The sequence below is a fragment of the Bacillus sp. ISL-78 genome (assembly GCF_018613455.1).
Classification (GTDB): Bacteria; Bacillota; Bacilli; order Bacillales; family DSM-1321; genus Peribacillus; species Peribacillus frigoritolerans.
In genome coordinates, this window is sequence record NZ_JAGGQC010000027.1 from 83,223 (window position 1) to 96,236 (window position 13,014).

At 42.8% G+C, this 13,014-nt stretch carries 12 protein-coding genes; 11 read left to right on the forward strand and 1 reads right to left on the reverse strand.

The annotated features are described in order from the left end of the window. Window positions 1-176: 176 nt before the first annotated feature. The 9 genes from J7I96_RS22680 to J7I96_RS22720 all read left to right on the forward strand — a co-directional run bounded on the left by J7I96_RS22680 (window position 177) and on the right by J7I96_RS22720 (window position 10,701). Window positions 177-2,078: a methylmalonyl-CoA mutase family protein gene (locus tag J7I96_RS22680; protein ID WP_214923413.1), complete on the forward strand. Its 1,902-nt coding sequence runs from the start codon at window positions 177-179 to the stop codon at window positions 2,076-2,078. A gap of 1 nt (window position 2,079) precedes the next feature. After that, complete coding sequence (gene scpA / locus J7I96_RS22685; RefSeq protein ID WP_214923415.1) at window positions 2,080-4,272, forward strand: methylmalonyl-CoA mutase; 2,193 nt, start codon at window positions 2,080-2,082, stop codon at window positions 4,270-4,272. Then, entirely contained in the window at window positions 4,272-5,405 is a 1,134-nt protein-coding gene (gene meaB, locus J7I96_RS22690; RefSeq protein ID WP_214773223.1) for a methylmalonyl Co-A mutase-associated GTPase MeaB, read from the forward strand. Before scpA ends, meaB begins: the two co-directional genes overlap by 1 nt. Before the next feature lie 203 nt (window positions 5,406-5,608). Then, the gene (locus J7I96_RS22695) at window positions 5,609-6,046 is read left to right on the forward strand and encodes a BrxA/BrxB family bacilliredoxin (protein WP_034308239.1); all 438 of its coding nucleotides are present in this window, start codon (window positions 5,609-5,611) and stop codon (window positions 6,044-6,046) included. A 617-nt stretch (window positions 6,047-6,663) separates the two neighbouring features. Further along, on the forward strand, window positions 6,664-7,467 hold the full coding sequence (locus tag J7I96_RS22700) for a transporter substrate-binding domain-containing protein (RefSeq protein ID WP_214773313.1): 804 nt from the start codon (window positions 6,664-6,666) through the stop codon (window positions 7,465-7,467). Window positions 7,468-7,599: 132 nt separating this feature from the next. Further along, window positions 7,600-8,259, forward strand: coding sequence for an amino acid ABC transporter permease (locus J7I96_RS22705; protein WP_034311315.1), 660 nt, complete (start codon window positions 7,600-7,602; stop codon window positions 8,257-8,259). Beyond that, the gene (locus J7I96_RS22710; protein WP_214773222.1) at window positions 8,252-8,974 is read left to right on the forward strand and encodes an amino acid ABC transporter ATP-binding protein; all 723 of its coding nucleotides are present in this window, start codon (window positions 8,252-8,254) and stop codon (window positions 8,972-8,974) included. Before J7I96_RS22705 ends, J7I96_RS22710 begins: the two co-directional genes overlap by 8 nt. Window positions 8,975-9,165: 191 nt before the next feature. After that, the gene (locus J7I96_RS22715; RefSeq protein ID WP_214773220.1) at window positions 9,166-10,155 is read left to right on the forward strand and encodes an aromatic acid exporter family protein; all 990 of its coding nucleotides are present in this window, start codon (window positions 9,166-9,168) and stop codon (window positions 10,153-10,155) included. A gap of 30 nt (window positions 10,156-10,185) precedes the next feature. After that, window positions 10,186-10,701: a L,D-transpeptidase gene (locus J7I96_RS22720; RefSeq protein WP_202313180.1), complete on the forward strand. Its 516-nt coding sequence runs from the start codon at window positions 10,186-10,188 to the stop codon at window positions 10,699-10,701. A gap of 42 nt (window positions 10,702-10,743) precedes the next feature. Here J7I96_RS22720 and prli42 read toward each other — a convergent pair whose 3' ends face one another. After that, a complete protein-coding gene (gene prli42, locus J7I96_RS28490; RefSeq protein WP_155726463.1) occupies window positions 10,744-10,839 on the reverse strand; it encodes a stressosome-associated protein Prli42 in 96 nt (31 codons plus the stop codon). A 170-nt stretch (window positions 10,840-11,009) separates the two neighbouring features. On the opposite strand from prli42, the gene mce reads away from it, so the two are divergent. Then, window positions 11,010-11,432: a methylmalonyl-CoA epimerase gene (gene mce, locus J7I96_RS22730; protein WP_082201153.1), complete on the forward strand. Its 423-nt coding sequence runs from the start codon at window positions 11,010-11,012 to the stop codon at window positions 11,430-11,432. Then, window positions 11,429-12,979 carry an acyl-CoA carboxylase subunit beta gene (locus J7I96_RS22735; protein ID WP_214773219.1) on the forward strand — a complete coding sequence of 517 codons (1,551 nt, stop codon included), beginning with the start codon at window positions 11,429-11,431 and terminating at the stop codon, window positions 12,977-12,979. The genes mce and J7I96_RS22735 overlap by 4 nt, the downstream gene beginning before the upstream one ends. Window positions 12,980-13,014 lie beyond the last annotated feature (35 nt).

Here is a 13,014-nt window from a genome sequence, read left to right on the forward strand (position 1 = left end):
AAGAGGCAAAATAGGCTAGTGGTTTCCCTAATAACAGGTTTGCTAATTTCTATTGTCTTAAATTTCAAGAAAATTATGGTAGAATGTTAGTATAATCCAGATTAAATTGACGGGAGGGTGGTTTTCTTATCCAAAACTGACTGAGCGTTCGTTCTCCCAATGAAGGAAAAGGGCGTATGAGGATAAGAAAGCGATTACAGATGGAACTGAAAGATGTAAAAAACATAACCTTTCCTAAGCCTTCTTTTGAAGAGTGGAAAGAAGCTGCGGAAGCAAGTTTAAAAGGGAAAAGTGTAGAAAAGCTTAAAACGAATACATATGAGGGCATCGCTTTATATCCACTCTATACAGAAAAGGCGGAATCAACGGAAAAAGTAGCTGAATTGCCAGGATTTTTCCCTTTCACCCGAGGAACGTCCCCAACGGGATATCATGACAAACCTTGGCTTGTCGTTCAACCTGTAAGCGGTATCACGGCTGAAGAAGCAAATGAAAAGATGAGGGCTGCATTCAAGCGCGGTCAAAATGTCGTGGCGTATCCTGCACGATTGCTTTCCGAGGGAGCAAGGGCTGAAACCTTGTTTAAGGAAATATCATTAAAAGAAATACCGGTTTTCATTGACCTTAAGGGGAAACAAAAAGAATTATTCCCTCAATTCAAAGCTGTTGCCGAAGCACAAAATACCCAATTGACAGGCGTCATTGCTGAAGATCCAATTGCAGAATGGCTCATTTGCGGTCAGCTGCCAGATGATACGGATAACTATTTTGCAGACTGGCTGAAGACGATCCAGGACTATCAGAAGGTAGGCAGGGATTTAAAAACAATTTTGATTAATACGGCAGTCTACCATAATGGAGGAGCCAATTCCGTACAAGAAATAGCATACGGATTATCGGCAGCCGTCCAATATCTATTGGAAGGGCAAAAGCAAGGTCTTTCTATTGCTGCGGTTTCCGAAAAAATAGTATTCTCGTTTGCAGTGGATTCAAATTACTTCATGTCCATCGCTAAACTGAGGGCTGCCAGAAGGCTTTGGGCAGGTCTTGCAGAAGCTTTCGATACAGCATCGGACCATTTTAAAATGACGATACATGCCGTAACCTCCGAGTTGACAGAAACGCTATATGATCAGCACGTCAATATTCTTCGGACCACGAACCAAGCTTTTGCAGCAGCCATTGGAGGCATTCAATATCTTCAAATTCATCCATTTACACACGCAACCGGTGCAACCGATGAGTTTTCAGAAAGAATTGCCCGTAATACTCACTTGATTTTAAAAGAAGAAACAAACATTACAACAGTTGTCGATCCTGCTGGCGGTTCATGGTATGTTGAGCAACTAACGGATGAGTTGGCTGAAAAGGCTTGGGCAAAATTCCTTGAAATCGATGCAGCTGGAGGGATTCTGGAGCTAATTAAACAAGGTATCCTTCAGAAAGAAATAGCTGAAGTTTACCAAGGAAGAGTTCAAAATGCGGCTTTCAGAAAAGAAAGCATCATCGGAACGAATGTATATCCGAATCCCGCTGATAAGATTAAAAACACGGCAAAGGATAAACATGTGTCATATATGAAAGTTGCGAAGCCGATTGGCATTACCCCACTTGAATTGGAACGGGTATCCAGTCAGTTCGAACAGATAAGACTACGCAGTGAAAAGTTTAAAGGAATAAGCGGAACGGCTCCAACTATCGGTTTAATTAATTTGAAAAATCTCAAATCCTATAAACCTCGTGCTGATTTCGTTCAAAGTCTTGCGGCAGCAGGTGGTATCGAAACAATCGGCAGTAAGGGATGTCAAGCCGTTGAGGAAGCAATCGATTATGTAGCTGTGACCAAACTCCCAATCTATTGTCTTTGCGGCAGTGATGGTGACTATTCGGAATTAGCGCCAGTCATCATTAAAGAAATTAAAAAGCAATTCCCTGACATCACCATTTATATTGCGGGGAAGCAGCAAGAAGAATTGGAGATTACACTAAGAGAAGCCGGGGTCAAAGATTTTATCCATGTTAAAACGAATGCAATATCCATTTTACTTGAATTATTGCAGAAGCTAGGGGTGAACTGAAATGAAAAAACCGAATTTTTCTGCTATAAATCCTGCTAAGTCCGAGATGAAAGGTACAGTGGAAGCTTGGAAAAAGGAAGTCGAAAAAGCCGTTGGGAAAAACATTGAGGATCTTCTGTTTGAAACCAATGAACAAATAAAAATCAAACCGCTTTATGTTGAGGAAGATATTCGCGGCCTGGAGCATATGGAAAGTGTGCCAGGCATCGCTCCTTTTACAAGGGGGCCCTATCCTTCGATGTATGTCAATCGGCCTTGGACGGTACGGCAGTATGCAGGTTTTTCTACTGCTGAGGAATCCAATGCGTTTTACAGACGTAATCTGGCGATGGGGCAAAAAGGGCTCTCAGTTGCTTTTGATTTAGCTACACACCGCGGTTATGACTCCGATCATCCGCGCGTTGTCGGTGATGTGGGGAAGGCGGGAGTTGCCATTGATTCCATTCTTGACATGAAGATCTTGTTCGACGGCATTCCGCTTGATCAGATGTCCGTATCTATGACAATGAACGGTGCAGTATTACCGATCCTTGCGTTTTATATCGTGACAGCCGAAGAACAAGGCGTAACACAGGATAAGCTTTCAGGCACGATTCAAAATGACATCTTAAAGGAATACATGGTTAGGAATACGTATATCTACCCGCCTGAAATGTCCATGAAAATCATAGCTGATATCTTTGAGTATACTTCCAGATATATGCCCAAGTTCAATTCCATTTCCATCTCCGGTTATCATCTGCAAGAAGCGGGGGCGCCGGCTGATATCGAACTTGCCTATACGTTGGCGGATGGGCTTGAGTATGCACGTACCGGAATGAAAGCAGGCATTGATATCGATAAATTTGCACCACGCCTGTCATTCTTCTGGGCTGTAGGAATGAACTATTTCATGGAAGTGGCGAAAATGCGGGCGGCTCGTTTCATTTGGTCAAAACTGATGAAACAATTCGAACCGAAAAATAATAAAGCGATGGCATTGAGGACTCATTCCCAAACCTCCGGCTGGAGCCTTTCCGAGCAGGATCCGTTTAACAATGTCGCAAGGACCCTCATTGAAGCGCATGCGGCTGCACTTGGACATACACAATCGCTCCATACGAACGCATTGGATGAGGCCATTGCCCTGCCAACGGATTTCTCGGCACGCATTGCACGAAATACACAGCTCTATCTGCAGGAGGAAACCGGGATCACAAAAGTAATCGATCCATGGGCGGGTTCTTACTATGTAGAATCGCTCACTAATGAATTGATCGAACGGGCTTGGGCTCACATAGAAGAAATCGAAGGTCTGGGAGGAATGGCGAAGGCAATTGAAACCGGCCTTCCAAAAATGAGGATCGAGGAAGCCGCTGCAAAGCGTCAGGCTAAAATCGATTCTCAAGATGAAACGATCGTAGGCGTCAATAAGTATCGGTTGAAAAAAGAAGATCCGATTGAAATACTGGAGATTGACAATACAGCAGTTCGCGAAAGTCAGCTTAAGCGACTGAGCGATTTGAAAGCGAAACGTGATCAGGCAAAGGTGGATGAAGCTCTTCAAGCGCTTTCAATGGCTGCCAGAACTGGCGAGGGTAACCTTCTTGAACTGGCTGTGCAAGCAGCAAGAGTACGGGCTTCATTAGGTGAAATCTCCGATGCGATCGAAGAGGTGGCTGGACGTCACAAAGCAACGATCCGTTCTATCAGCGGCGTATACAGCTCGGCGTACTCAAAAGAAGCGGAAATTGAGGAAGTCGTCCGCATGACGGAAGAATTCCTTGAAAATGAAGGAAGAAGACCGCGTTTGTTAATGGCTAAAATGGGCCAGGACGGTCATGATCGCGGAGCTAAAGTAGTCGGAACGGGGTTTGCGGATTTAGGCTATGATGTCGATATCGGTCCATTATTCCAAACACCGAAAGAAACCGCCATCCAGGCGGTGGAAAATGATGTGCATGTAGTCGGAATGAGTTCCCTTGCTGCCGGCCATAAAACATTGTTGCCGCAGCTTATGACGGAACTGAAGAACTTGGGACGAGAGGACATCATAGTGATCGTAGGCGGCGTCATCCCTGCACAGGATTATGATTATCTTATGGAAAATGGCGCTACAGCCATTTTTGGACCTGGGACGGTCATTCCGCAGGCAGCAAAGAAAGTGCTTCAGGAAATATACAATCGCCTCGGATATGAGGAAGTGGCCCAATAATGAGTGAAGACAAGAAGCCGGAATGGGTCGATCTTAACAATCAGGAAGGTTTTGCTACTTCATTAAAGCCAGGTGTGGAATTAACAGCCAGCCAAAACAAACCTTCAAAAAGCAAATTCGTCAAAAAACATAATGTAAACATACCGGTCCATGAACTTAAAGAGGGAATTATAAAAGGGGACAGGGCCAAGCTAGCCAAAGGAATTACATTGGTTGAAAGCAATGCATCCCACCATTTGGATCATGCACAGGAATTATTGCAGGCCATCCTTCCTCATACAGGGAACTCAATCCGCATCGGGATTTCCGGAGTGCCTGGTGCCGGGAAAAGTACCTTCATCGAGACGTTCGGAACCTACTTATGTGACAGGGGCCATAAGGTTGCCGTTCTAGCCGTCGACCCAAGCTCTTCGGTCAATGGCGGAAGTATACTGGGCGATAAGACAAGGATGGAGGAACTGGCTAGAAACCCCAATGCCTTCATAAGACCCTCACCATCCGAAGGAACTCTGGGCGGGGTTCACCGCAAAACGAGGGAAACGATGTTGCTTTGTGAAGCGGCAGGATTTGATGTGATACTGATAGAAACTGTCGGGGTCGGTCAGAGTGAAGCCGTAGTTCGAAGTATGGTCGACTTCTTCATGCTTCTTGTCCTAACGGGTGCCGGAGATGAATTGCAAGGGATGAAAAAAGGGATTCTGGAACTTGTGGACGGAATTGTTGTCAATAAGGCCGACGGAGAGAACCTCCCCCTGGCGATTAGGACGAAATCCGAATACAGCAGAATCTTGCACTTCCTTCAGCCAGCAACAAAGGGTTGGGCAGGAAAGGCATATACTTGTTCCGCCATAACCGGTAAAGGAATTCCTGAGCTTTGGGATGTATTGAATGAATTTTCCCATATGACCAAGGAATCGGGTGTTTTTCAAGAACGGAGAAGAATGCAATCTAGGGAATGGCTTTATTCATTGATCGATCACCAGCTTAAAACGATGTTTTATAAAAATGAAACCGTCAAGAATCTTCTTCCTATACTTGAGAACCAAGTGATGTCAGGGAATAAAACGGTTACTGCTGCTGTTAAGCAGGCCTTTCAATCTTTTGCCGAGACATTTAATTCTAATGAAAAATAAAGGGGATGGGGCAGGCATGGATCTTCTCCCGCGCCTGCCCCATCCTTTTGTAAGTCTTGTTGTTACACACATGATTCCCGCTCCCCTTTCGTTTTAAACATGTTTGGAACGGAATATGCGGTTTTAATAGGTAAATTTATTGAATCACGAAGAGGCAATTGTTATGATAGGATTGAAGAGAAAACTTGGAAGGAGCAAATGCCATGAATATGGATTTTAATTTTTTAATGAACGACGTAGTCAAACAGGCTCGCGATGAGATAAAGACTGCTGGATATACAGAACTGACCACTCCCGAAGAAGTAGAGGAAGTATTTGCACAAAAAGGAACGACACTTGTTATGGTAAACTCCGTTTGTGGCTGCGCTGGTGGAATAGCTAGACCTGCAGCTGCTCATGCAATCCATAATGATAAGCGCCCAGATCAGCTTGTAACCGTTTTTGCTGGGCAAGATAAAGAGGCAACGGAAAAAGCCCGTGATTATTTCGAAGGATATCCGCCGTCATCCCCATCATTTGCATTGCTGAAGGATGGAAAAATCATCACCATGATAGAACGCCATGAAATTGAAGGGCACCACCCGATGTCTGTAGTAGAAAAATTACAAGACTACTTCGATCAATATTGCGAAGAAGTTTAATCCATAGCGATAACCTAAAAACCCGCCCAATCGGCGGGTTTTAGTTTGTCGACAAAAAGTGATTCGGAATGGACTCATCCGAACCATGATCTTAGAACAGACTAGAATTTCTTAGGTGGTTTTTACTTTAATCCATAATTGAATTGCGGAGATTATGACACGCATCCCGGATAACTGGCTAGCCGAGAGCCAACAGGCGCTTGCGCTGAGAAGCTTGGCAGACAGTCGGCGGAACGGGAGCGGATTTCTGGAATCAATAGAAACACTTTTTTAAGAAAAAAACTATATAAAAACTGGCTTTTATTCGAATTTTGTCTACAATCTGTACCCGCCCAATCGATGGGTTTTTTTATTCATGAAATTGCATAAGTCAGGATCTTTTGGGAAAGAAGATATATATGGAAGCGGATATATTACCTTTGGTGAGAAAGCACGAAGCCTAGATGTGTAATTATGATAATATTCTGAAAAATGAATCTATTATTTACATTATTGAATAATTATTAGAGTGTGTTAAAATACACATTAGTGTATGAATATTAGTTATTAGAAATTTAACTAACCTAATTTAATAACAAAAGAATTGAAAATATCATTTTGGAGGAATAATAATGAAGTTGAAAAAGCAGTTAGCATTGTTGCTTACTTCTATTTTATTAGTAGGTATTTTAGCGGCATGCGGAACATCAGAGAAAGAAGATAAGAACACAGCTGACAATGAAGACAAGAAGGTCCTGGTAATGGGAACATCTGCGGATTATCCACCATTTGAATTTGTTGAAACATCTAAAAGTGATGAAATCCAAGGATTTGACATTGATATCGCTAAAGCAATCGGGAAAAAATTAGGTTATGAGGTCCAAGTGAAGGACATTGACTTTAATAGTCTTGTGCCTGCCCTGGAAAATAAATCGGTCGATTTCGTTATCTCAGGAATGACTCCAACAGAAAAACGTGAGCAATCAGTCGATTTCAGTGATATTTACTATACAGCTAAAAACATGATCATCACGACAAAGGACAGTAAAATCAAAACTGTTGAAGATTTAAAAGGGAAAACGGTAGGCGTACAGCTTGCATCCATTCAGGAGACATTGGCAAATGACTTGAATAAATCCCAAGATATCGGGATGAAAGTTGAAAAAAGGAATCGTATTCCGGAGGTTGTCCAAGAAATGTCAACAGGACGTTTTGACGCCGTGATCATGGAAGATACTGTGGCAAAAGGCTACTTGAAAGATAATAAAGAATTGGTGGGGCATTTGATTGAGTCCGGTGAACAAGATGCCGGATCGGCAATCGCTTTCCAAAAAGGAAGCAAGTTAACTGAAGAATTCAATGCCGAGTTGAAAAAAATGATGGAAAATGGTGAAATGGAAAAATTAATATTAAAATGGTTCGGTGGCAGTGAAACTGAATAATGCAGAGAGATGAAAAGCGTTCAGAAGAGATTTGGTATGCCTTCTGAACGTTTTTCCGCGCTTTATTGTTAATAAAATGAAGCAGGAGGAAGGCCCTAAAGATAACGGCCTTCATAAGAGAGGATGAATGGAGTGAATCTGGAATTTGAAAGGATTATGCCTTCCCTTCCATATATCCTGGAGGGAATACCGACTACATTAAAGGTTGTAGCGGTAGCGGCAGTAATCGGATTTGTTTTGGGAATATTATTATCTATACTTAAAATCAGCAGAATCAAGCCATTGAATTGGATTGCTGACTTTTATACATCCATTTTTCGCGGTACCCCTTTGGTGCTGCAATTAATGCTGATTTATTTTGGTTCACCACAAATATTAGGAATTCAAATCGAAGCGTTCCAAGCGGCATTTCTAGCATTTGGGCTAAATTCAGCGGCATATATCTCTGAAATTATCAGGGGAGGCATTTTAGCTGTCGATAAAGGCCAACGAGAAGCTGCACTTGCACTTGGGGTTCCTTACTCAGGGATGATGCTTAATATTATCCTTCCGCAGGCCATCAAGAACATCCTGCCATCTCTTGTTAACGAATTGATTTCCTTAACGAAGGAATCAGCCGTTGTCACAATTATTGGATTAGGGGATATCATGCGCCGTGCTTATATTGTCGGCGGTGAGACATATAAATTCTTCGAGCCGATTTTATTTGCCGGTCTCATTTATTATGTGATGGTCATGATTCTCACCATCTTAGGCAAAGTGATTGAAAGGAGAATGAGACGCAGTGATTAAAATTGATGGACTCAAAAAAAATTATGGTAAGCTCGAAGTTTTAAAAGGAATCAGCACCGAGATAGGACAGGGTGAAGTGGTAGCGATCATCGGTCCATCCGGTTCGGGAAAATCAACTTTCTTACGCTGCATCAATATGCTTGAAACTCCAACTGATGGTCAAATCAGGTTTAAAGATCAAATCATCACTGAAAAAAAGACCAATATCATGAAAGTGCGTGAAAATGTCGGAATGGTATTTCAGCATTTCCATCTATTTCCACACAAAACCGTACTGGAGAATCTGATATATGCACCTATGAAGGTGAAAAAATTATCAAAGTCCGAGGCTATAAAACAAGCTCGTGAGCTATTGGCTAAAGTCGGTTTGGCCGATAAAGAATCGACTTATCCGAATCGTCTGTCAGGCGGACAAAAACAAAGGGTCGCGATTGCACGGGCATTGGCAATGAACCCGGAAGTAATGCTTTTCGATGAGCCGACTTCGGCGCTTGATCCCGAGATGGTAAAAGAAGTGCTCGAGGTTATGAAGTCACTGGCACATACGGGGATGACCATGCTGATTGTAACGCATGAAATGGGATTCGCCAAAGAAGTGGCCGATCGAGTACTATTCTTGGACGGGGGTCTGCTCGTTGAGGAAAGTGCTCCAGAAGATTTCTTTTCCAATCCGAAAAGCCAGCGTGCAAAAGACTTCTTGGAAAAAGTTTTATAAGCTAAAGCAAATAGTATATAATTGTGAAAAAAAGGTAACATTTAGTTACCTTTTTTATTTTTTTCCTATAATGTATTTTTGCGTGCATGTATTTAGAAAAATTGGAAATTTAACTCGCAAAGGACTGTAAAAATATCTGATTTCCTGATAGTATTATAATAGATAGAGAAAGAGCCAGGTGATACATAACAATGTTTAAAATCGGGTACAGGACGATTAAAACTGCTTTGGGGGCCACCCTGGCAATTATTATTGCACAAATGCTTAATCTCGAATATTTCTCTGCCGCGGGAATCATTGCGATCTTATGCATCCAAGTTACAAAAAAGAAGTCGGTGTATGCCTCCTGGCACCGGTTTTTAGCTTGTTTGATCGCAATGGCCTATGCATCCCTATTATTTCAGTTCATCGCATTTCATCCGCTGATAATAGGGTTGATTCTCTTGATTTTCATTCCAACGACAGTTGCCTTGAAGATTAATGAGGGGATCGTGACGAGCAGCGTCATCATCATGCACCTATACGGGTCCGGTAACATTACTTTTTCCCTGCTGATCAATGAAACGATATTAATTGCAGTTGGAGTTGGAGTGGCACTTGTCATGAATCTGTACATGCCCAGTGTCGATGACAAACTGCTGGCCTATCAGGAAAGTATCGAAACGAACTTCAGTGCGATCTTGATGGGAATTGTCCGCTATTTGAGGGATAATGATCACACATGGGATGGTAAGGAAATTACCGAAACAGCCAATCTTCTTAATCAAGCCAAGAGCCTTGCCTTCAGGGACGTGGAAAATCATTTCTTAAGGGAAGAAGACCTGTATTACCATTATTTCAAAATGCGTGAAAAGCAATTTGAAATTATTGAACGAATTCTTCCCTTGGTCACGAATATTCCGTTGGTCGTCAAGCAAAGCGGGATAGTGGCTGATTTTATAGAAGATTTGGCAGAAAACGTCCACCCACAAAATACGGCCATCCTTTATTTGAAGAAGCTTGAAGAAATGGAGATACATTTTAGGGGAATGGCACTGCCGCAAACACGTGAAGAGTTCGAATCCAGGGCTGCATTACTGCAGCTCATGAAGGAAATGGAGCGCTATTTATTGTTGAAGCATTCCTTCAAGGGATTACCTAAGCAGACCGGCAACCGAATGAAAAAGAGGCACTTGGCTTAAACTAAGCAAAAAAGTAAAGGAATGATACAAATGAAATGGATCCTTTCTTTATTGCTTATGCTATCTTTGTGGCCGTTACAGGTACAGGCCCAGCCTCAATCGGTTAAGCCTGGCGATCCGTTTATCATCATCAATAAAGCCAACAATAAATTGGCTTTCATTGATGATAACGAGGTCAAGGAGATTCTGCCGGTCGGTACGGGAAAGAGTCAGGAACTGACACCTGAAGGGATTTTCACGGTCAAAGTAAAAGCGGTCAATCCATATTACCGGAAAAAGAATATTCCTGGCGGTGATCCCAGGAACCCTTTGGGATCGCGATGGATTGGCTTCGATGCACGAAATACCGATGGGAGGATATACGGCATACATGGTACGAATCAGCCATCATCGATTGGTAAATATATTTCAAATGGCTGTGTACGGATGCATAAATCTGATGTGGAGCGTTTGTACGAAAAAGTCCCCATCGGCACTAAGGTATTGATCACCCTATCGAACGAGGATTTCAAAACGCTGGCTAAGAAAAACGGAGCGATAAAATAAAGAGAGGGAAGCTTTCTGCTCCCCTCCCCAATACGGTGTCTATTACAAAAGAAATGCGATACCTGATAATAAGCTCGTTAATAACATTGAGATAAGCATTAAATACACGACGATCTTTCTGATTTTCTTGTTTCCCATATGCTCTCTCCCTTAATACAGTTTGATTGATTTTATTTTAACTTGAACATTTAGTAGAAACAAGTAAAAGTATAATGTTCATATTATTTCGAATCTTAAAAGGCTTTAATGGAAGATTAGTAGTATTTTAATGGAGTCATCCAATAATACATAGCATGGGGGTTTTTACGATGATTAAAAATATCGATCATATCGGTATTGCCGTCAAGTCACTAGATGAAGCCTTGCCGCTTTACACGGAAACGTTGAAATTGAAACTTGAAGGAATCGAGACAGTGGAGAGCCAAGGAGTGAAAGTGGCCTTCATCCTGGCAGGCAATACCCGTTTGGAATTGTTGGAAGCGTTGTCACCTGCAAGCCCAATCGCCAAATTCATCGAAAAACGCGGTGAAGGGATTCATCATGTGGCACTAGGCGTCGATGACATCGAAGATAGAATAAAAGAAATCAAAGAAGCTGGATTGCGCATGATTGATGATTCATCAAGAAAGGGAGCGCACAATGCGGATGTTGCTTTCGTTCATCCAAAGTCTACCGCGGGAGTATTATATGAGCTTTGTGAACAAGCATTATCAAAGGAGGAGCAGAAATGACAGACATTTATGATGCGATCAATGACCTATATGACAGACGTCGAAAAGTGGAAATGGGCGGCGGTGAGGAAAGAATCGATAAGCAGCATGAAAAGGGTAAACTTACGGCAAGGGAAAGAATTGAACTTCTAGTTGATCCAGGTACTTTCATCGAGCTTAATCCTTTTATCAAACACCGTAATACCAATTTCGGCATGGAAAAGGAAGAAGGGCCGGGAGAAGGGGTTGTCACCGGTTACGGAAAGGTCAACGGCCGCGACATTTATCTGTTTTCACAGGATTTCACTGTTTTTGGCGGGGCACTCGGTGAAATGCATGCTCTGAAAATTGCCAATGTTATGGATTTGGCAGCGGAAAATGGAGCGCCTTTCATCGGTTTAAACGATTCTGGTGGGGCGCGTATTCAAGAGGGCGTAGTTTCGCTTGACGGATATGGCCAAATATTTTACCGGAATTCCATATATTCAGGGGTCATTCCACAGATTTCGGTTATTATGGGACCTTGTGCAGGCGGAGCCGTATATTCCCCTGCCATTACCGACTTTGTCTTCATGGTTGAAAAAACGAGCCAAATGTTCATAACAGGCCCTAAAGTCATTGAAACGGTTACAGGTGAAAAGATATCATCCGAAGGATTGGGCGGAGCGACTGTACATAATACCATAAGCGGTAATGCCCATTTCAAAGGAGCATCTGAGGAGCAAGTTTTGGCTGACGTTAGACGGCTCTTGAGCTATCTTCCGCAAAATAATGAAGAGAAGCCGCCGGTTCTGGAAGCGGATGAGGGAGATGACTACCGGCCGGACTTAACGGATGTAGTCCCATATGAAGGGATCCGTCCATATGATGTTCGGAAAGTATTGGAGCAGGTTGTCGATGAGGATTCCTTTATGGAAGTGCAAGAGGGCTTTGCAAAAAACATAGTGGTCGGCTTGGCACGGATTAAAGGGAAATCAGTGGGGCTTGTCTGTAACCAGCCAAAGGTATTGGCAGGGGGACTTGATATAGATTCATCAGATAAAGCTGCCCGTTTTATTCGTTTTTGTGACTCGTTTAACATTCCGCTCATTACGTTTGAAGACGTTTCCGGGTTTTTCCCCGGCGTTAAACAAGAACATGGCGGGATCATTCGACATGGTGCAAAGCTGCTGTATGCTTATTCGGAAGCGACAGTGCCTAAATTGACGATCATTCTGCGAAAAGCATACGGGGGAGCTTATGTGGCTCTTAATAGTAAATCCATCGGTGCGGATCTTACGTTTGCATGGCCGAATGCTGAAATCGCTGTAATGGGTTCTGCTGGAGCGGCAAATATCATTTTTGCCCGTGAAATTCAAAATAGCCAGGATCCGGAAGCGACACGAGCAGCTAAAATTGAAGAATACCGTGAGAAGTTCGCCAATCCTTATGTTGCCGCAAGTCTTGGAATGGTGGATGATGTCATTGATCCCCGTGAAACCAGGATTAAGATCATTCAATCTCTTGATATGCTACGCAACAAAAAAGAAACTCGACCATGGAAAAAACACGGAAATATCCCGTTGTGATCAAACGTTGCAAGGAGCCCAAACCTATCTGTTTT